General features: G+C 59.9%; 17 protein-coding genes. 8 read left to right on the top strand and 9 right to left on the bottom strand.

Going from position 1 to position 19,078, the window contains the following annotated elements; translation table 11 throughout:
- Positions 1-42 precede the first annotated feature (42 nt).
- The 5 genes from PVA19_RS15840 to PVA19_RS15820 all read right to left on the bottom strand — a co-directional run bounded on the left by PVA19_RS15840 (position 43) and on the right by PVA19_RS15820 (position 7,338).
- The gene (locus PVA19_RS15840) at positions 43-1,248 is read right to left on the bottom strand and encodes a glycosyltransferase family protein (protein WP_062424857.1); all 1,206 of its coding nucleotides are present in this window, start codon (positions 1,246-1,248) and stop codon (positions 43-45) included.
- A 124-nt stretch (positions 1,249-1,372) separates the two neighbouring features.
- Positions 1,373-2,548 (bottom strand): ABC transporter permease, encoded by a 1,176-nt coding sequence (locus PVA19_RS15835; protein WP_130976832.1) that lies wholly within the window; start codon positions 2,546-2,548, stop codon positions 1,373-1,375.
- Positions 2,545-3,543 carry an ABC transporter permease gene (locus PVA19_RS15830; protein WP_062444318.1) on the bottom strand — a complete coding sequence of 333 codons (999 nt, stop codon included), beginning with the start codon at positions 3,541-3,543 and terminating at the stop codon, positions 2,545-2,547. The genes PVA19_RS15835 and PVA19_RS15830 overlap by 4 nt, the downstream gene beginning before the upstream one ends.
- A gap of 1 nt (position 3,544) precedes the next feature.
- A complete protein-coding gene (locus tag PVA19_RS15825) occupies positions 3,545-5,449 on the bottom strand; it encodes an ABC transporter substrate-binding protein (RefSeq protein ID WP_112954641.1) in 1,905 nt (634 codons plus the stop codon).
- Positions 5,446-7,338 carry an ABC transporter ATP-binding protein gene (locus PVA19_RS15820; RefSeq protein WP_062532295.1) on the bottom strand — a complete coding sequence of 631 codons (1,893 nt, stop codon included), beginning with the start codon at positions 7,336-7,338 and terminating at the stop codon, positions 5,446-5,448. The genes PVA19_RS15825 and PVA19_RS15820 overlap by 4 nt, the downstream gene beginning before the upstream one ends.
- A gap of 197 nt (positions 7,339-7,535) precedes the next feature.
- Between PVA19_RS15820 and PVA19_RS15815 the strand changes: the two genes are divergently transcribed.
- A complete protein-coding gene (locus PVA19_RS15815; protein ID WP_274103365.1) occupies positions 7,536-8,498 on the top strand; it encodes a glycosyltransferase family 32 protein in 963 nt (320 codons plus the stop codon).
- On the opposite strand, the gene PVA19_RS15810 is transcribed toward PVA19_RS15815, so the two are convergent.
- The 3 genes from PVA19_RS15810 to PVA19_RS15800 form a co-directional block, all read right to left on the bottom strand.
- Positions 8,490-8,702 carry a hypothetical protein gene (locus tag PVA19_RS15810; RefSeq protein ID WP_112359265.1) on the bottom strand — a complete coding sequence of 71 codons (213 nt, stop codon included), beginning with the start codon at positions 8,700-8,702 and terminating at the stop codon, positions 8,490-8,492. The two genes, PVA19_RS15815 and PVA19_RS15810, sit on opposite strands and share 9 nt — an antisense overlap.
- Before the next feature lie 197 nt (positions 8,703-8,899).
- Positions 8,900-9,649 carry a polysaccharide deacetylase family protein gene (locus PVA19_RS15805; RefSeq protein WP_274103364.1) on the bottom strand — a complete coding sequence of 250 codons (750 nt, stop codon included), beginning with the start codon at positions 9,647-9,649 and terminating at the stop codon, positions 8,900-8,902.
- Positions 9,646-10,743 (bottom strand): glycosyltransferase family 4 protein, encoded by a 1,098-nt coding sequence (locus PVA19_RS15800; protein ID WP_274103363.1) that lies wholly within the window; start codon positions 10,741-10,743, stop codon positions 9,646-9,648. The genes PVA19_RS15805 and PVA19_RS15800 overlap by 4 nt, the downstream gene beginning before the upstream one ends.
- Positions 10,744-10,812: 69 nt before the next feature.
- On the opposite strand from PVA19_RS15800, the gene PVA19_RS15795 reads away from it, so the two are divergent.
- The gene (locus PVA19_RS15795; protein WP_440599373.1) at positions 10,813-12,213 is read left to right on the top strand and encodes a nucleotide sugar dehydrogenase; all 1,401 of its coding nucleotides are present in this window, start codon (positions 10,813-10,815) and stop codon (positions 12,211-12,213) included.
- A 15-nt stretch (positions 12,214-12,228) separates the two neighbouring features.
- Positions 12,229-12,711, top strand: a complete 483-nt coding sequence (locus PVA19_RS15790) for a class I SAM-dependent methyltransferase (protein ID WP_062424848.1) — start codon at positions 12,229-12,231, stop codon at positions 12,709-12,711.
- A 12-nt stretch (positions 12,712-12,723) separates the two neighbouring features.
- Here PVA19_RS15790 and PVA19_RS15785 read toward each other — a convergent pair whose 3' ends face one another.
- Positions 12,724-14,049 (bottom strand): aminotransferase-like domain-containing protein, encoded by a 1,326-nt coding sequence (locus PVA19_RS15785; protein ID WP_274103360.1) that lies wholly within the window; start codon positions 14,047-14,049, stop codon positions 12,724-12,726.
- A gap of 101 nt (positions 14,050-14,150) precedes the next feature.
- On the opposite strand from PVA19_RS15785, the gene PVA19_RS15780 reads away from it, so the two are divergent.
- From PVA19_RS15780 to PVA19_RS15760, 5 genes are all read left to right on the top strand, one after another.
- Entirely contained in the window at positions 14,151-15,113 is a 963-nt protein-coding gene (locus PVA19_RS15780) for an ABC transporter substrate-binding protein (RefSeq protein WP_112519495.1), read from the top strand.
- Between the two features lie 58 nt (positions 15,114-15,171).
- The gene (locus PVA19_RS15775) at positions 15,172-16,062 is read left to right on the top strand and encodes an ABC transporter substrate-binding protein (RefSeq protein WP_274103358.1); all 891 of its coding nucleotides are present in this window, start codon (positions 15,172-15,174) and stop codon (positions 16,060-16,062) included.
- Positions 16,059-16,982 carry an amino acid ABC transporter permease gene (locus PVA19_RS15770; RefSeq protein ID WP_274103357.1) on the top strand — a complete coding sequence of 308 codons (924 nt, stop codon included), beginning with the start codon at positions 16,059-16,061 and terminating at the stop codon, positions 16,980-16,982. The genes PVA19_RS15775 and PVA19_RS15770 overlap by 4 nt, the downstream gene beginning before the upstream one ends.
- Positions 16,979-17,758 (top strand): amino acid ABC transporter ATP-binding protein, encoded by a 780-nt coding sequence (locus PVA19_RS15765; RefSeq protein WP_274103356.1) that lies wholly within the window; start codon positions 16,979-16,981, stop codon positions 17,756-17,758. Before PVA19_RS15770 ends, PVA19_RS15765 begins: the two co-directional genes overlap by 4 nt.
- A gap of 71 nt (positions 17,759-17,829) precedes the next feature.
- Positions 17,830-19,011: a M20 aminoacylase family protein gene (locus PVA19_RS15760; protein WP_274103354.1), complete on the top strand. Its 1,182-nt coding sequence runs from the start codon at positions 17,830-17,832 to the stop codon at positions 19,009-19,011.
- The last annotated feature ends 67 nt before the right edge of the window (positions 19,012-19,078 follow it).

Below are 19,078 nucleotides of genomic sequence, written 5' to 3'. Positions count from 1 at the left end.
CGCAACATCACCAGACGTTTCGCGGACATCCTTCTGCCCGCCTCAGGCGGTGGCGGAGATGACGTTTGGCGTATCGTCCGGTTGCAGCCATTCTGCAACGCGCCGCGAGATGTTCTCCAAGCCGTCGAGCTTCATGTTGCGGCCATTGGCAGAGGGTGGCGGGCGTTTCAACAGCGCCTTCAGCGCCTTTGCCATCAGTTCTGGATTTTCCGCTTCTTCGGGCGAGAGCATGTCGAACAAGCCAAGTTCAGAGGCACGGCTGGCGCGGATCAGCTGTTCTTCACGCGGCACGATCCGCGGCACCACCAGTGCCGGCTTGTCGAAGGAGAGGATTTCGCAAACGGTGTTGTAGCCGCCCATCGACACCACGCCCTGCGCCCCGGCAACCAGATCTTCCATGCGGTTGTCGAAGTCGATGATTTCCATCTGCGGAATATCGGCAACGTTTGCTGCAAATTTCTGCCGCTGTTCGGTCGGCATATAAGGCCCGAGCACAACGAGCGCCTTCTGGGTGAGGGTTCGATCGAACTTGTAGGCGCGGATCACGTCGTCGATCAGCTCGCTGCCATCGCCACCGCCACCGGTCGTCACCAGAATATAGTCCTCCTCATGCCGGTTGGGGTTATCGCCCCGCGTCTTGGAGCGTTGCAGGAAACCGACGAATTCGGTCTTCTCGCGGACCCCGGGGGGCACCTCGAGGCCGGACAGCGGATCATGGAAATCCGGCGGGCCATAGACCCAGACATGGTCATAGAAGCGCTCGATCTTGTTCAGCACGTCGTTGCGCTTCCACTCGGCTTCCAGCAGTTGCGGCGCATCCATCACATCGCGCAGGCCGATGACCAGCTTGGTGCCGCGCGATTTCAGATAGGTGAGGGTTTCTTCCACTTCGCCGCGCAGCCCCATCGGCTCCTTATCGACGATGAAGATATCCGGCTGAAAGCTCTCGGCGGTGTGGTAGATGATCGAGCGGCGCATCTTCAGGGTTTCCTGAAGATCGATATGCTGGTCGAGCGAAGTGTACTCGCCGTTTCTAAGCTTGATGACGCTTGGGATTTTCACGAAGTCGACGCGCGCGCGATAATCGAAGGCGCCTGCAATGGTGGCGCCAGAAATGATCAGGACATTCAGGCCGCGATAATCCTCCACCAGCGCATGGGCAATGGTGCGGCATCGACGCAAATGTCCAAGCCCGAAGGAATCGTGGCTGTACATCAGAATGCGTGCATCGTTTAAACGAACTGTCACGAGCAGAACCTCTTCTTACCGCTTGGGCGTGCGGTGAGTGTCTTTATGCGGAAGGCGCAGAAGCGCCTTGTCTTGTCGCATGCCGTGGTCGCAAAACCGCCAAGCATGCTTGCAGTGAACCCCATCATTTAAACGGGTCTGCTGCATCACGTAGTCCATCGCCAAGGAAATTAAAGGCGAGCACGACGAGGACGACTGGAAGAATCGGGATTAGGAGCCAGGGATACAAGGCAATCACGCTGACGCTTCGCGCTTCCGTGAGCAGAATGCCCCAACTTGTGATCGGCGGACGAAGGCCGAGCCCCAAGAAGCTCAGTGCCGTTTCGCCGAGGATCATGCCTGGAATGGTGAGTGTTGCGGACGCAATCAGGTGCGACATGAAGCCGGGGATCAGATGGCGGCCGATGATGCGGCTGGTGCTGGCGCCCATCAACTGGGCGGAGAGCACATAATCCTCCTCGCGCAGTGCCAGAAGCTTGGAGCGCACGGCGCGTGCAAGCCCCGTCCAGTCCAGGAGGCCAAGGATGACGGTGATGCCGAGATAGACGAGGATCGGGCTCCAGGTGACCGGCATGATGGCGGCGAGCGCCAACCACAGCGGAATGCTGGGGATCGATTGCAGCACCTCGATGATGCGCTGGACGATGAGGTCGAAAACGCCGCCGCGATAGCCTGCCAGGCCCCCGATCACGATGCCGAGGACGAAGCTCATGGCTACGCCGAAAAGGCCGATGGTCAGCGATATGCGCGCGCCATAGATGATGCGCGACAGCACGTCGCGGCCAAGCCTGTCGGTGCCCAGCAGGAACATCTGGCCGTCCTTTGCCGGGCAGACGAGGTGGATGTTGGAATCGAACAGCCCCCAGAAAGTGTAGCCGTCGCCACGGCAGAAGAAGCGGAGTTTCTGCACATCTGTCGGCACATCGGAATAGACGCGGCGCAGATTGTCCATGTCGAGGCTCATGGTGCGGCCATAGACGAAGGGGCCGACGAACTCGCCGTCATGGAAGAGGTGAATGCTCTGCGGCGGAGCGTAGATGTTCTCCACGTCGCGCGTGTGGAGATTATAGGGTGCCAGAAACTCGCAGATGAAGATCGAGAGATAGGCTAGCAGCAGGAAGACGCCGGAATAAAGCGCCAGCTTATGCTGCCGGAACTGCCACCACATCAGCTTCCATTGCGATGCCCGGCCGACCATGGCGAGCGCCGTTGTGGAGGGCTCCACCAGATAGGGATCGAAGGGGGCGGTGGAAATGTAATGCGGCAGCGGCTCGCCGGGCTTTGGAATGGATGAAGTCATTTGACGCTCCCACCTCCCAATCGAATGCGAGGATCGAGAATGGCGAGCGCAATATCGGAGATCAGCACGCCAATGACGGTGAGGAAGGCGAGGAACATCAGGAAGGAGCCGGCCAGATACATGTCCTGGCTCTGCAGCGCGCGGATCAGCATCGGGCCGGTGGTTTCCAGCGAAAGCACCACGGCGGTGATTTCCGCACCCGAAATGATGGCTGGCAGGATGGAGCCGATATCGGAGATGAAGAAGTTCAGCGCCATGCGCAGCGGATATTTGGTCAGCACCTTGAAGGGGTGAAGCCCCTTGGCACGCGCCGTCACCACATATTGCTTCTGCAATTCATCCAGAAGGTTGGCGCGCAGGCGCCGGATCATGCCTGCCGTTCCTGCCGTGCTGATGATGAGAACGGGAATCCAAAGGTGTTCGAGGATCGACTTGAACTTGTCCCAGCTCATCGGCTGGTTCAGATATTCGCGGTCCATCAGATGGCCGATGGATGTGCCGAACCAGATATTGGCGAAATACATCAGGATCAGCGCCAGCATGAAATTGGGAATGGCAATGCCCAGCAGGCCGAGGAAGGTCAGGCCGTAATCGCCCCAGCTATATTTATGCGTGGCGGAATAGATGCCGATGGGAAAGGCGACGATCCAGGTGACGATGATGGTGACGAAGGACACCAGAACCGTCAGCCACAGACGCTCGCCCACCACTTCACTGACCGGCAACTGGTATTCGAAGGAATAGCCGAAATCGCCAACCAGCATGCCCGTCGCCCATCTGAAGTAGCGAATGGGGGCCGGTTGGTCGAAGCCATAGCGGCTGCGCAACTCCTCGATTTCGGCCATGTTGGCCGTCTCGCCCATGGCGCGCATTTCCGCGACATAGCTTTCGAAGTAATCGCCCGGCGGCAATTCGATTATGGTGAAGACCAACATCGAAATCAGGATCAGCGTCGGGATCATGAAGAGGATGCGCCCGATAATATATCTGAGCATGTCAGGCGCTCCCGTCGTACCAGAAGGTGTCTGGCATGTAGATACCGAGATAGGCGGTCGGCTCGAAGCCGAAAAGCGCCTTTTCCGGCACGTTCTTCAGCCGGGCTCTGTGAACGATCGGCTGAAGCGCGCCGTTCACCGTGCCGATGGAGAAGACCTGTTGCGTGTAGATCGACAGCATTTCCAGCCAGATCTCCTTGCGCTCCTCAAAGGTGACGCTGCGGCGCCATTTCTTGAAGAGGTCAAGCAGCTGAATGGCTTCCGGCAGATCCGGCGGTTTGCCTTCGCGCCCGCCGGAGAGATAATGGATGCCCCATACCGGCCATTGCAGCTGGTCGTCGCCGGTGGGTGCAAGCCCGGAGGGCAGCATGTCGGCGTTGGGAATGGCATTGTCCATGCCGAACCAGACAGACATCAGCACCTCGCCGCCCATGGCACGCTTGCGAAAGACGTCGCGCTGCGTCGGGCGGCTGGACAGCGAAATGCCGACCTTGCGCCAGTGATCGGTGATCAGCTCCAGCACATCGGTTTCCAGCGTGCTTTCGCCAGCCGTTTCGACAATCACATGGGCGGGCCTGCCATCGGGCAGAATGCGAATGCCACGGTCGTTGCGCTCCGTCAGCCCCATCTCGTCCAGAAGCCGGTTGGCAAGCTCGGGATCGAACTGCGCCCAGGCGGTCGCAAATTCCGGACGGAAGAGCGGGCTTTCCGGCAGCACGGTGTCGGCGCTTTCCTTGGCAAGGCCGTAGAAGCAGACCATGTTGATCTCGTGCCGGTCGATCGCTACCGAAAGAGCGCGGCGCATGCGCACATCGCGAAACAGCGTGCGCCAGGTATCGTCGGCGCAGTTCAGGTTCGGCAGCAGGCAGACGCGCGATCCCTGGCTGCGCTTCCACAGATTGACCTTCAGCGGATAGCGGGCCTCGGCATCCTTCAGAAAGGTGTAGTCGTTGAAATCGAGGTTCATGAACTGCAGGTCGCTATCGCCCGACGCCGTCTTGGCGGCGATGATTTCCGACGATGTGACGTTCAGCAGGTAGCGGTCGACATAGGGAAGCTGGCGGCCGTTCTCGTCGACGCGGTGGTAATAGGGGTTGCGCTCGAAGATGAACTGCTCGGCGGGAGGTGCGGTGATGACGCGCCAGGCATCGAGCGTCGGCAGATCGGGATTTTCCGGGCGCAACTGGCGCGACATCTTGATGTGCAGGCTGCTCCAGTCGTCCGCCTTGTTCTTCTTCATCAGCTTGGCCAGCATTTCCGGCGTCTGATATTTGACGTGGAACTGCTTCATATAGGCGGCGGGCAGGAAGACGCGGGCGGGTGACGCACCGGCAAGCTTCGCCAGGAAATCCGGGTTCGGACCGTCCCAGGTGTAGCGCACCGTCAGCGGGTCGACGGCCTCGACCAGAGGCGGCTTGCCATAGACTAGCAGCTCGATGGGGGGGCCGCCCTTGTGGATTTCCAGGTTCAGCGCCACGTCTTCCCAGAAATAGCGGAAATCTTCAGCGGTGAAATCGCTGCCATCCGACCATTTGTGGCCTTCGCGCAGTTTCAGCGTGAAGATGCGCTCCTCATCCACCGTGTAGGATTCCAGGATGTCGGGGATGAAGTTCAGCTTCTCATCGTAACCCACGAGCCGTGCGTAAGAGTCGATCGGCATCAGGCGAATGTCGCGCTGGCCACCGATCAGCATGCGGATATTGCCGCCATGCTGGCCGGGCTCGCGGCCCATGGCCTTCAGATTGATGACGCGCGGATTTTTCGGCAGGCGCTGATCGAGTGGCGGCAGCTCGCCTTTGTCGCGTTTTTCCTTGAAGAAATCGGCATCGATGTAGGTGGCGGCGGACGCCTTCCAGGGCGCGAAGACGGAGGCGAGCAGGGCAAGGGTGGTGCGGCGCGTGATCAAGACCGTAGCTCCCGAACATCCGCATTGGCATTGGCAAGCACGAGGTGTCCGCCGCCGAGATCGGCTGTTATCATCTGTCCGTTATCGTCATCGCGGAACTGCTTGCCCCAGTCGAACTTGCCGGTGGCGCTGATCTTGCCGATGGTCTTGAAATCCAGAGGCCGGTCGAGATCGGGGAAGGGGACGGCGGCCAGCAGCGATTTCGTGTAGGGGTGGATCGGGTTGCGCATCAGCGTTTCGCGCGGCGCCAGCTCCACGATCTTGCCTTCGCACATCACCGCCACGCGGTCTGCCATGTAGTCAACGACGGCGAGATTGTGGGAAATGAAGAGATAGGTGAGCCCCAGATCCTTCTGCAAATCCTTGAGCAGATTGAGGATTTGCGCCTGCACCGACACGTCGAGCGCGGAGACGGGCTCGTCGCAGATCAGCAGTTCGGGTCCCAGCATCAGCGCACGCGCAATGCCGATGCGCTGGCGCTGGCCGCCGGAGAAGCTGTGCGGATAGCGGTTCAGCGCATTGTCGCCAAGGCCGATGGCGCGCAGCAGGTTCTTGACGCGCTCCTGCCGATATTTCGAGTCACCGCGACCGTGAATTTCCAGCGGTTCGCTGAGGATATTGCCGACCGTCATGCGTGGCGACAGCGAGGAGACGGGGTCCTGAAACACCATCTGGATGCGGGTGCGCAATTCGCGCAGGTCGTCATCCCTGGCATTCAGCACATCGATGTCGCCGTTCTTACTGTGAAAGATGATCTCGCCGTCTTCCGGCCTGACGGCGCGCATCAGGATTTTGCTGACCGTGGTCTTGCCGCTGCCGCTTTCGCCCACAAGGCCCAGACATTCACCGCGCATGATATCGAAGCTGACGCCATCCACCGCCTTGGTGGCATTGGCACTGCCGGAGGTGAACCAGGTGGATTTGCGGGTCGTATAGGTCTTGGAGATGTTCTTGACGCTGAGCAGCACGCCCGGCGCCTTGTCGACATTCGCCGTCTTCTTGCCGATCAGGCTTTCCTTGTCGATGGTGACATCACGCAGCGCCTTAAGTCGCTCGCCGGGCTTCATGTCGAAATGCGGCACAGCTGCCATCAGGCCCTTGAGATAGGGATGCGAAGGCGCGCGGAAAATGTCATCCACCGTGCCGGCCTCCATGATCTCGCCCTGGTAGATGACGGCGACTTCATCGGCGATATTGGCGACGACGCCGAGATCATGGGTGATGAGCAGCATGCTCATATTGAGCCGGCTCTGCAGGTCGCGCAAAAGCTTGAGGATCTGCGCCTGGATCGTCACATCGAGTGCGGTGGTCGGCTCGTCGGCAATCAGCAGCGCCGGACGACAGATCAGCGCCATGGCGATCATCGCGCGCTGGCGCATGCCGCCGGAGAGCTCGAACGGGTACATCTGGCAGATCTTGGCCGGATTGGAAAAGCCGACGAGATCGAGCGTCTCTTCCATTTTTTCCTGCCGCTCCTTCGGTGTCAGAACCGAATGGATGCGCAGCGCCTCGTCGATCTGGTTGCCGATGGTGTGGAGCGGCGAAAAGGAGGTCATCGGCTCCTGAAAGATCAGGCCGATGCGGTTGCCGCGAATGGCGCGCAGGGGCTTGCCGTCGGGCTCCAATTGCAGGAGGTCGATGGGGCGTTCGTCGGGTTTCAGCGGATCGGAGAAGAGAACGCGGCCGTTGACCCTTGCGGTGCGCGGCTGGATGCCCATGATCGTCTGGCCGATGACGGATTTTCCCGAGCCGGATTCGCCCACAAGTGCGGTGACTTTTCCAGGCAGAATGCGAAGGCTTGCGCCCCGGACCGCCTCGATCTGTCCGCCCATGATGGAAAAAGAGACTTGCAGATTTTCGATGCGAAGCAAGTCTGCGCCTGCACTCATGCCATAGGTTCCCTTGCCGTCTTGTTGGATGCCTGTGGCATTATCACGCGGCGCTTGACATTCACGTTATCGCACACTCCAGGTTCTGTCCATGCTCTTGAAACCATGAAAATTTCCGGCTTTCTGCCTGATCTTGGGGTTGCGAGAAAACCTCTATTCCGAAGATATGTCGGGGATATTAAAGCTGCGGAGCGACCATGCCAGACAAAGCCACTTTCGATGAAACGCTTGCAGACATCCGCCGGTTGCTGGCGCAGAAAGATTTCGTGTCTGCGCAGGATCGCCTGGCGCGTCTTTCGGCAGAGGACGATCAGCACCTGATGGGTGAGGTGACCGCACTTGGTCTGCCGCGCCGCCTGCATTCGGCCTATCTGCGGCTTGCCAAGGCCAAGGGCGATGCGGTTGCCAAAGCCGGCTATCAATTTCTTTTGGTGCCGCCGCCCGAGATATTTGCGCCCTATGGTCGTTTCTCCCCTGATGAAAGACGAGCGATTGCGAAGAAGAACCGCGAGGCGGTGCCAAGGCTGATCCACCAGATCTGGATCGGCAACAGGCAAGTGCCGCCCGCAACCGATGCCTGGCGCCAACATGCTGAGGCCAATGGCTACATCTATCGCCTGTGGCGGGAGGCCGATCTTGAGGCGGAGGGCATCGATGCCGATCCGATCTTCCGGCGGATGCTGGAGGATGGGGATTATCCGGGTGCTGTGGATGTGGCGCGCTATTTCATCCTGTCGCGCGTGGGCGGCATCTATCTCGACTGCGATTTCTATCCAGCGCGCGACGACCTGAGTTTTGGCGATATCCTTCCCATGGTCGGTCTCACCGCCTTTGCCGAGGAGACGCCGCGGCTGACGGGGCAGGGAAGCGTGTTGCTCGCCAATTCCTTCATCGCCACACCTCCTGGCCATCCTGTCTTCGAACGTATCTTGCAGGCGCTGCCTACGATTGCCGAGCGACTGCCGCGTGCGCCCGCATGGTGGGGCACAGGCCCGCTGATCTTTAGCGTGGTGGCGCGTGCGGGATCGGTGACGCTGGCGGGTGCCGATTTCGTGGCCGCGTTGCTGGCAGACCGGGCGGATTTCAGTGCGGTGGAAGAGGCGCGTGCCGAAGCCAGGGCCAAGGGCGATGGGCTGCTGATCGCCTGGAAATCATGGTGAGGGCTGGGGTAGTTCCGTCAGTTCCGCATCACGCTCTGCAGCGGCTTTCGCGGCCGCAGCCATCTGCTGCTTGCGCTTCTCGTCTTCGGCGCGTTGCAGCTTGCCCTGATCGTAGTGCCATTTGACCGAATAATACATGCCGATGCCGACAACGAGCAGCTTCAGCGGCAACATTACGATCGGGAAATACTCGAACCATTCCATGTGCGTCACACTTTCCAAACAGAGCCTACAGCATCGGCCCGAAAATCGGATTCGATTTTCGGAAAGCACGATGCGTAGACTCAAAAATTAAAGCGTCCTTTGTGCGCCCATAGGGCGCACGGCGCTTTAGTGGCTCTCTGGCCGTGTGCTTACGCCTGCGCGGACCGACTTGATATTCGACATTTTGTCGCGTGGCATCAGGCCGCCGAGCCGGCCTCTTCGACCAGCTCTCCCGCGCTGCGCCAGCGGCAGCCGGGGTGGTTGGCCGTCAGCGCAAACAGCCGATCGAGAAAGGCCCATGCCGTCTCGTCATGATCGAGGTGATGGGTGAGAATGCCGGTGGTTCTTGCCCCTTGTTCGGCCACGGCCATGCGTTCGGCGGTCTCGGCAAAGAGCAGATCGTGATCCTTGCCGCCTCTCGTTCCCCGCCAGTCGATGATATCGACATGGGTGTTCAAGAGGGGAAGAGGTGCGGTCTTTTCCGGCCCATAGACAGACAGCGCCCGGTAGCCGATGGCAGGCAGGCCTTCGACGATGTCCGGATCGACCCGGTTCCATGGCGGCACCAGCATCGGCACGAAGCGGCTCGGAAAGAGGATCTGCAGCTTTTCAAAGCCGGCACGCAATTCGCCAAGCACGGTGTCCTTGGGGCGATGAAGCCCAAGCTCCCGCTTCTTCTCCTCCGGTCCGGCATGATTTTGATGCGCCCAGCCATGCACCGCGACATCGATTTTGTCGGCGCTGTCCAGCCGACGCGCCAAGGCATCACCGGTCGGCTCGGGAATGACAGCCAGCGTCATCGGCACGGCATAGCGGTCGGAGAGCGCCAGCAGTCGGTCAAGTGCTGGCGTCGGCTCCGTCGCATCGTCGTCGCGCAGCCAGAGGTCGGCGGCAACGCCGCGGCTCATAAAGCTGTCCAGCGTGTCCAGAAGTCTCTTTTCCGTCATGGTGCGTTTCCTCTGGCGTCTTGCAGAATCCGGTCGAGCGTCGATGCGGCCTTGCGCAGTGAACGCTCCTCGATGACGAATGCCCGCGCATTTTCTGCCATGGCCTGTCTCTTTTCCCGATCGGTCAGCAGGTCTTTTATGGCATCCGCATAGGTTTGCGTCTCTCCGGGCTCCGTCAGAATGCCGGTTTTTCCATCGATTATCACTTCCGGCACGCCTGCGATGCGCTCGGCAATGACCGGGAGGCCGGCGGCCTGAGCCTCCAGATAGGCAAGCCCATAGGCCTCGCCATGGCCGGGCCAGAGATAGAGCGACGCGCAGGACAGGATTTCGGCGATCTGCTGCGGGGTCTTTTCGCCATTCCAAACGAGGCGATGCGGCGCGATCGCCTGGAAGAGCTGCTGCACAGCCTGACGTTCTGGCCCGTCGCCGATGATATCCAGCGTCCAGTCGAGATCGGGCGGCAGGCGTGCCAACGCTGCCGATAGCGCCTCATAGCTGCTGAGCTTGTCGCCCGCGCGCATCATCGCCACCGTCGCCATTCGCCCGGCTTGCGGTGCCGGGGTCTTTGCTTCGAAGAGAGAGGTGTCGAGGAAGGGTGGCAGCATCTGCAGGCGCATCGCCGGATTGACCTTTCGCAGGCCGTCGCGGTCGCGATGGGTGAAGCAGATATTGACCGTAGCAAGGCTTAAGTCCTCCAGCAGCGTTGCCTGAACCTGCGCCCAGCCAGACGCATTGCGCTTGGGAGAGTAGGAGGCCTCCGCCGTCACATAGGGGATGGCATAGGAGCGGCTGAGTTGTGGCCCCAGACGATCGAGCGCCTTGTAATAGGAGTGGTAGCAAAACCAGAGATCGGGAGTGCCATGGCTCTTCCAGAGCGCCGAGATGCGCTGCCGTTCCTGCTCCGCGTCGCGCGCCAGCGCATCCGCCTCTTCGCCATCGGGCTCGCGCACAAAGGACCGCAGTTCCGAGATCACCTCGACCTCGTGGCCGGCCCGCCGCATGGCCTGCATCAACAGCCTTGCCATCAACCTGTCGCCGGAGGGGACCGGGTGGTTCGGAGACTTCATCGGGCAGTAGAATGCGATCTTCATGGCTTCCAGTCATGCGTTTTCGGCTGACGCTTCGTCAACTGTAATTTAGACCGTCGCAGCCTTGACACCATGGGTCTTCTTGCCCAACTGAAAGGCCAAGTTTTCCTCGCGCGCAGGACGCAAAACGCTTTGACCTCTTCTCCCAACGCACAGCGACTTCTCGACCTCATTCAATCGAAAGAAGCGCGGGCGGGTGTCATCGGCCTTGGCTATGTGGGCCTGCCGCTTGCCATGACGATCGCCACATCCGGCTTCAAGGTGACGGGTTTCGATATCGATCCGGGCAAGATCAAGGCCGTCGAGGCGCGCAAGAGCTACATCGAGGCGGTGCCGGATGACATTCTGGCAAGCACCTGTGATAACGGCACTTTCGAAGCCACCAGCGATTTCTCCAAGCTTGGCGACTGCGACGTGATTGCGATCTGCGTTCCGACCCCGCTCACCAAGTATCGCGATCCCGATCTCTCCTATGTGGAGAACACGTGCCGAGAGATTGCCGAAACGCTTCGCCCCGGCCAGCTCGTGGTGCTGGAATCGACCACCTATCCCGGCACGACCGATGGCATCGTCAAGACCATCCTGGAAAAGACCGGGCTGAAATCGGCAAACGACTTTTTCCTCGGATTTTCGCCCGAGCGCGAAGACCCCGGCAACCGTGACTTCCACACCTCCACCATTCCGAAGGTGGTGGCTGGCGACGGGCCGGATGCCGCCGAACTGATGACCGCCTTCTACGGCTCCGTGGTCAAGACCGTCATTCCCGTCTCCACCACGGCCACGGCCGAAGCGGTCAAGATCACCGAGAACGTCTTTCGTGCGGTCAATATCGCGCTCGTCAACGAGTTGAAGGTCGTCTATGAGGCGATGGGCATCGATATCTGGGAAGTGGTGGATGCGGCCAAGACCAAGCCCTTCGGCTACATGCCCTTCTATCCCGGCCCCGGTCTTGGCGGCCACTGCATCCCGATCGATCCCTTCTACCTGACCTGGAAGTCCAAGGAGTACGAACTCCCGACCCGCTTCATCGAGCTCGCCGGCCAGATCAACACGGCCATGCCACGCCATGTCGTCGGGCGGTTGGCGGAAGCGCTGGACGTCCACCAGGGCAAGGCGCTCAGCCGCTCCAAAGTGCTGGTGCTGGGGCTGGCTTACAAGAAGAACGTGCCGGACATTCGCGAAAGCCCGTCCTTGAAGCTGATCGAGCTCATTCTCGAGCGTGGCGGCAATGTCGCCTTCCATGATCCTTATGTGGCGGAAATCCCCAAGACCCGCGAATATAGCGAGCTGATGGGCATGAAGTCTGTCGCCTGGACCAGGGACAGCATTGGCAGCTTCGACGCGGTACTGGTTGCGACCGACCATGATAGTATCGATTACCAGCAGCTTGCCGACTGGTCGCCGCTGATCATCGATACGCGCAACGCGTTTGCCCGTCGCGGCATCAGCGCAAGCCACATCCTCAAGGCCTGATCGGAAACCCTTCACATGAGCAGACTGGACAGCTTCATCCGCCGCCTTAGCGCCCAGCGCGATATCTTGAACCATGTGCATGGCGATCTCGATCTGCCAGCCGAAGGTCCGATCATGGAGATCGGGCTCGGCAATGGGCGCACCTTCAACCATCTGCGCGAGCTGTTTCCCGATCGCCGCATCGTCGCCTTCGACCGCGCCATGGGCGCACATGCCTCTTCCGTACCGGAAGAGGGCAATCTGGTGCTCGGCGAAATCGACCAGACGGCGAAGGAATGGGTGGGCATCGGTGCAGCCCTCGTGCACGCCGATATCGGCACCGGCTATGACGAGAAGGATGCGGTGACACTGACATGGCTGCCGCAGATCGTTTCGGGCATGCTGGCCAAGGGCGGCATTGCCATCAGTGGCCTGCCGCTGAAGGAGCCTAGCCTCGATCCGCTGTCGGTGCCGGACACGGTGCCGACGGATCGGTATTTCCTTTACCGCAAGATTTGAGGCGTCAACGCTCTATATGACATGGGCGAGTGCTATCGCCTCGGCCACCTGCGCGTGGCCGGAGGTGAGCTTGCTGGTCGCCACACGGATATGAGCGCTGGGAAGTATGGAGAACTTGTTGCCGGATACGACGGCAATGTTTCTGGCTGCCAGGGTTACCATGGCGAAAGGTTCGGATTGCACCGGCACCCATAGACAGAGGCCGCTTCCCGGCATGGTTTGGACGCCGCGCTCGCGCAGCTCGCGGGCCAATGTGTCGCGTCGTTCCTGATAGGTGGCGCGCGCAGCTGCCACAATCTGAGAGGTTTCCTCGTCCCTGATCAACCAGGCAACGGCGGCCTGCAAAACCCGGCTGGTCCATCCCGCGCTAAACGCGCGGTAGGATTGGATCTGTTCAACGATGGAAGCCGAGCCGGAAAGCACCGCCAACCGTAAATCGGGACCTAACGTCTTGGAGAAGGATACGATCCGCACGGTTCGATCCGGGAAGCGCTTGCCGAGAGAGACCGGTCTTTCTGCCGAAATATCTGCCAGGCCGTCATCTTCGATGATCAGCGTATCGCTTTCGGCCAGAACATCTCCAAGCGCCTCAATGCGTTGAAGGGTAACGGTCTGGCCGGTGACGGAGTGAAGACGGGGCTGGAAGAGAAAGGCGGCGGGCCGCTCGGCGAGCGCCTGGCTCAAGGATGCGGGCAGTGGTCCCTCGGTATCCGACAGGACCGGCACGATCTTCACACCGAGATCTTCCAGAATATCCAGAAGCCGCATGGCGGTGGGATGTTCGACGGCAACCACCGATCCGGGGCGTACCAGGGCGCGCAGCGTGGTGTAAACGCCATTATAGCCACCATTGATGGCAAGAAAGGCTTCCGGCTCATAGGGCCAATCGCCCGCAATCGCGTCTCGAAGCTCGGGAACGATCCGGCTGCGCGCATAGCTGTTGAGATCACCGACGGATGTCGCATAGACCATTGCCTTGGCAAGCGGCGGCAGCAATGCCTGATCCGGCACAGCCATCGAAAGATCGAGAACATTGGCGCCATAATGACCGGCGCTTGCCAGACGCTCCGGCTTGGCAACGAAGCGTTCCGCACAGACCCATGTCCCGTTACGACCACGACCGCTGATGATCTTCTGCTGGCGCAGCTCGCTCCAGGCTTCGGAGATGGTCGCCGGGCTGACACCAAGTTCGTAGGCGAGGTCGCGCATGGCAGGAAGCCGCGTTCCCACCGGCAAGACACCGGCCCGCACAAGGGCGCTTGTTTTCAGTGCAATGCCGCGGATCGTCTTGTTGGTAATTCTCTCGGCGAGCCACCGGGCCTCGCAAATATCGCTCACTTCATTCTCTCACTTTAAATGTTCAATAACGTAATAACATTTGTGCACTTACGAGTGTACATTTAATCTTTCTGTAATGGAAAATAAATGAGTGCCAAATGATGCCGCTGAAACTCCGTCTTGCCCTTCGCGACTGGGACTATATGACGCCGCTCGTTCTGGGAGACGTCTCGTCCCCAAAGCTTGAGATCGAGGTCGATCGCGTCGGCACGCTCGTCTCCAATGTCGCCGAGGACGATCTGCATGACGCTGCCGAAACCTCTTTCAGCCGCTATGCGCAGATGCGCCATGACGGCGATGAGAGCGTTATCGGCATGCCGAACTTCATCATGCGCGGTTTTCGCCATCGCTGCATCATCACCACCAAGGATAGCCCGATCCGCACACTTGCCGATCTTGCCGGCAAGAAGATCGGCGTGACGGGCTGGCGTGATTCCGGCAATACATGGACCCGCGCGGCCTGCCGTCGCGAAGGCGTGGGCGTCGAGGACGCCATGTGGTACGCTGGCCGACTGACGGAAGCGCATCCCATCACCGACCGTCTGGATGGTTTCGGTCGTCCGGGCCGGATCGAAGCGGCGCCTGGCGAACGCCCGATGGTGGATCTGCTCATGGATGGCGGGCTGGATGCCATCTTCACTCCCTTCATGCCGAAGGGTTTCTTCGACCAGGACTCTCCGTTGCGTCAGGTCCTGCCGGACTACCGGGCGTCCGAAGTCGCCTATTTCAACGAGGTCGGCTACGTGCCTGGCATGCATCTGATCGGTTTCAAGGCGCAGTTCGTGCGCGAAAATCCATGGGTGATGGACGAGCTTAGCGCGCTCATCGACGCTTCGCAGCGCATGTGGCTGGAGAAGCGAGAGAAATACGCCGACACGACGCCATGGATGATCGATGAACTGCGCCGTTGCGCCGCAGACCTGCCGCCGCACTGGAATGTCAGCGGCTTCAAGGAGAACAAAGTCATGATCGCCGATTTCGCTCATGAGCTTCACGCTCAGGGCATTCTGCCGCGTCTGCTGACGCCTGCGGAGTTGTTTCCGCTGCATGCTGAGGTCAACTGACGAGGATAGTCAGGCCTTGGCACTTCCAATCGCTGCAAACAAAAAGGGGAATACCAAAATGCATCCGAAACTGATTGCTTCCGTCGCCCTCGCCGGGCTCATTCTCGCCGCACCGGCTTTCGCCGAAACGGCGGCCATTCCCAAACAGAGCGTGAATGAGGAACTTCGCGCCCGCCTGCCGGAAAAGATCCGCTCCGAAGGGAAGATGATTTCCGTCAATAACGGATCCTTCCCTCCTTATGAAATCGTGACTGGCACGAAGATGGAAGGCGCCAGCGCCGACCTGACCGACGCGCTGGGCGAAGTGCTGGGCATCAAGATCGAGCATGCAACCGTGGGCGGATTGCCAGCGCTTCTGGCAGGCGTCAATTCCGGGCGCTACCAGTTCGCCTTCGGGCCTGTCGGCGATTTCAAGAGCCGTGAAGAATCGAATGATTTCGTTGATTGGGTGCAGGAATTCGTGGTCTTTGCCGTTCACAAGGGGAACCCCAAAGGCATCGTTTCGCTCGAAACATCCTGCGGCCAGCGCATCGCCGTCATGGCGGGCGGCTCGGCAGAGCGCGTGATCCAGGCCCAAGCGGAAAAGTGCAAGGCTGATGGCAAGGCTGCTATCGAGGTGCAGTCCTACACCGACCAGCCAAGCTCAATTCTTGCGGTTCGCTCCAAGCGCGCCGATGCCTTTTTCTCCTCGCAGGCGCCGCTAACCTACTTCGTGTCCCAGGCGAATGGCCAGCTGGAACTGACCGGCGTTGGACAGAAGAACGGCTTCGACGATCTGTACCAGGGTGCCGTCGTTCCGAAGGGTTCGGAACTCGGTCCGGTCCTTCTCGATGCCATCAAGGTCCTCATGGACAACGGAACCTATGAGACGATCATGAAGAAGTGGGGTCTTGAGAATAACATCCTCAAGCAGCCGGGCATCAACCTCGGGGGCCAGTTGCCAAAATGACGAGCCCTGTTGAAACGAAAGTGCCATCCTTGGGTGGCACCGATCTGCGGGATGTGGCGTCAGCCCACACCCCGTTCCGCACCGGCCGCCTTGTCCTTTGGCTGGTCATTGCGCTGGTCGTCGTCAACTTCGCCTGGATCGTTGCCAACAACGAAAACTTCGGCTGGCCTGTCGTTGCTCAGTATTTCTTCGATCCTGTGGTCATCAGCGGCCTGTATGTCAGCCTTGGGCTGACCGTCATCGCTATGATCCTCGGCGTCTTTCTCGGCCTAATCATCGCCATTGCCAAAATGTCTCAGGATGGGCTGGCAAGCTCCTTTGCCTCCTTGTTCATCTGGTTCTTCCGCGGCACGCCGCTGCTGGTCCAGTTGATCTTCTGGTACAACATGTCCACCTTGTTTCCGCAGCTCTCCATATCGATCCCCTTCGGGCCGACCCTTGCGAGCTGGGATACAAACTCCGTCATCACGCCGATGACCGCAGCCATCGTCGGCCTGGCTCTCAACGAGGCGGCCTATATGGCGGAAATCATTCGCGGCGGCCTTCTCTCGGTCGATCGCGGCCAGGCAGAAACGGCAGAAGCCTTCGGCATGACGAAGGCGCGCGCTCTGTGGCGCATCATCATTCCCCAAGCGATGCGCTCGATCGTTCCACCAACGGGCAACCAGCTGATCAGCATGATCAAGGCAACCTCGCTCGTCAGCGTGATCGCAATGGCCGACCTGCTCTATTCGGTTCAGTCCATCTATAACAGGACCTTCGAAATCATTCCGATGCTTCTGGTCGCAGTGATCTGGTACCTGCTCATCACGTCCGTCCTCAATATCGGACAGAGCTACATCGAGGCCTATTACGGTCGCAGTGATCGCCGCAATGCAGGCGTTGCCAGGCCTGCTCTAGACGAGGAGGCAAGCCATTGACCGCAGTTGCAAATACCAAGCCTCTCGTCGTGGCGCGCAACGTCCATAAATCCTTCGATCATCTCGAGGTTTTGAAGGGCATCGATCTGGATGTGATGCCAGGGGAGGTGGTGGTCATTCTGGGGCCCTCAGGCTCGGGAAAATCAACCTTCCTGCGCTGCATCAACCATCTGGAAACCATCCAGCAAGGCGCGATTGCCGTGGACGGTGAGCAGATGGGGTACCGGGTGAAGAACAACCGGCTGGAGAAGCTTTCCGCCAACGGCATTGCGCGCCAGCGCCGCAAGATCGGCATGGTGTTCCAGCAGTTCAACCTCTACCCGCATATGACGGTGTTGCAGAACATCATCGAAGCACCCGTCGGCGTTCACGGCGAGAGCCGCAAGAGCGCGACCGAAAACGCCATGCGTCTTTTGGAGCGGGTCGGCCTGTCGGAGAAAGCGTCCGCTTATCCGCGACAGCTTTCCGGTGGGCAGCAACAGCGTGTCGCAATCGCGCGTGCCCTGGCCATCAAGCCGAAACTCATGCTGTTCGATGAGCCGACATCCGCACTCGATCCCGAACTCGTCGGTGAAGTTCTTGCCACGATGAAGGATCTTGCCAGCCAGGGTCTGACGATGATCGTCGTCACGCACGAAATCGGCTTTGCGAAAGAGGCCGCTGATCGCGTGGTCTTCATGGATGGCGGCCACATCGTCGAGATGGGCAAGCCGGAAGACGTCATCGGCAACCCGCAACATCCGCGCACGCAGGCCTTTCTCTCGCGCTTCCTGTAAGCGCGCGATTTTTCCCCAACTTGGCGCCAGCCTCACGGCTGGCGTCCTTTTTCAAGATCTTGGTGGACCCAATGCTGAACGACAATCACTATGCCCGCGTATCCGATTTCGAGCCGATGGAGGCGGAGCTGAAGGCCACGCGCCAGTATCTGCATGCCAATCCGGAGCTTTCACTGGAGGAGGCCGAAACCGCCCGCTATGTGGCGGAGAAGCTGGAAGGATGGGGCTACGAGGTCACCCGGAATGTCGGTGGTCACGGCGTTGTGGCTTGCTTGACGAACGGTACTGGAAAGAAGAGCATCGGCATTCGCGCCGATATGGATGCGCTTCCAATCCTGGAGGAAACGGGACTACCCTATGCCAGCAAGACGCCTGGCAAAATGCATGCCTGTGGCCATGATGGGCACACGACCGTTCTGCTTGGTGCAGCGGAATATCTCGCTCGCACTCGCCGTTTCGATGGCACGGTGACCCTGATCTTCCAACCGGCGGAAGAAAATGGCAAGCCATCCGGCGCGCAGAAAATGATCGAGGATGGCCTTTTCGAGCGCTTCCCGATCGACGCGATTTTCGGCCTGCATAACCACCCTGGCGCACCGGAAGGGACGATCTTGACGCGTTCGGGGCCGATGATGGCATCTTCCGATACCGTCTACATCACCATCAAGGGCAAGGGCGGTCATGCCTCGCGTCCTCACCTCACCATCGATCCCATTGTGGTGGCCTGCAACCTCGTCGTCTCGCTTCAGACGGTCGTATCCCGCAACATCGATCCTACACAGACGGCGGTGGTCACCGTCGGTACCATCTATGCGGGAGAAGCGGTGAACGTCATTCCTGAATATGCAAAGCTGGCGGTGAGCGTGCGCTGCTTCGAGCCCAAGATCCGCGAACTTCTGGAGCGGCGCATCACCAAGCTCGCCCGATCCATGGCAGACGCTTATGATGCTACAATCGAGGTCGATTACGAGCATGGCTACCCGGTGGTTGCCAATTCCGAGGCCGAAACGGATTTTGCGCGGCTCGTGGCACAAGAGCTGATCGGCTCCGACAAGGTCGCCACCTGCCCGCTCATCCCTGGCAGCGAGGACTTTTCCTATTTCCTCGAGCGAAAACCAGGCAGCTTCCTGCGCTTGGGCAACGGAATGGACTCCGCCATTCTCCACAGTCCCAAATATGATTTTGCCGATGGCAGCCTGACCGTGGGTGCGGCTCTGTGGGCTCGCCTGGCGGAACGATTTCTTGCAGCGTAAGTGATGCAGGGCTTGGCCGAACGTCGTTCGGCCGAGCAAAGCACCCTTGGTCTGAAGCATGGAATCG

The sequence above is a fragment of the Agrobacterium sp. CNPSo 3708 genome (assembly GCF_028674915.1).
Lineage (GTDB): Bacteria > Pseudomonadota > Alphaproteobacteria > Rhizobiales > Rhizobiaceae > Agrobacterium > Agrobacterium cavarae.
Note: the sequence above shows the minus strand (reverse complement) of the source record. Positions and strands in the feature narration are given on the sequence as shown.

Excerpts from the sequence above, each read along its gene's own strand:
- PVA19_RS15775 (WP_274103358.1), top strand. The coding sequence starts at position 15,172 with ATGCATCCGAAACTGATTGCTTCCGTCGCCCTCGCCGGGCTCATTCTC.
- PVA19_RS15810 (WP_112359265.1), bottom strand. The coding sequence starts at position 8,702 with ATGGAATGGTTCGAGTATTTCCCGATCGTAATGTTGCCGCTGAAGCTG.
- PVA19_RS15780 (WP_112519495.1), top strand. The coding sequence starts at position 14,151 with ATGCCGCTGAAACTCCGTCTTGCCCTTCGCGACTGGGACTATATGACG.
- PVA19_RS15805 (WP_274103364.1), bottom strand. The coding sequence starts at position 9,649 with ATGACGGAAAAGAGACTTCTGGACACGCTGGACAGCTTTATGAGCCGC.
- PVA19_RS15820 (WP_062532295.1), bottom strand. The coding sequence starts at position 7,338 with ATGAGTGCAGGCGCAGACTTGCTTCGCATCGAAAATCTGCAAGTCTCT.
- PVA19_RS15770 (WP_274103357.1), top strand. The coding sequence starts at position 16,059 with ATGACGAGCCCTGTTGAAACGAAAGTGCCATCCTTGGGTGGCACCGAT.
- PVA19_RS15835 (WP_130976832.1), bottom strand. The coding sequence starts at position 2,548 with ATGACTTCATCCATTCCAAAGCCCGGCGAGCCGCTGCCGCATTACATT.
- PVA19_RS15830 (WP_062444318.1), bottom strand. The coding sequence starts at position 3,543 with ATGCTCAGATATATTATCGGGCGCATCCTCTTCATGATCCCGACGCTG.
- PVA19_RS15800 (WP_274103363.1), bottom strand. The coding sequence starts at position 10,743 with ATGAAGATCGCATTCTACTGCCCGATGAAGTCTCCGAACCACCCGGTC.
- PVA19_RS15815 (WP_274103365.1), top strand. The coding sequence starts at position 7,536 with ATGCCAGACAAAGCCACTTTCGATGAAACGCTTGCAGACATCCGCCGG.
- PVA19_RS15790 (WP_062424848.1), top strand. The coding sequence starts at position 12,229 with ATGAGCAGACTGGACAGCTTCATCCGCCGCCTTAGCGCCCAGCGCGAT.
- PVA19_RS15795 (WP_440599373.1), top strand. The coding sequence starts at position 10,813 with ATGGGTCTTCTTGCCCAACTGAAAGGCCAAGTTTTCCTCGCGCGCAGG.
- PVA19_RS15760 (WP_274103354.1), top strand. The coding sequence starts at position 17,830 with ATGCTGAACGACAATCACTATGCCCGCGTATCCGATTTCGAGCCGATG.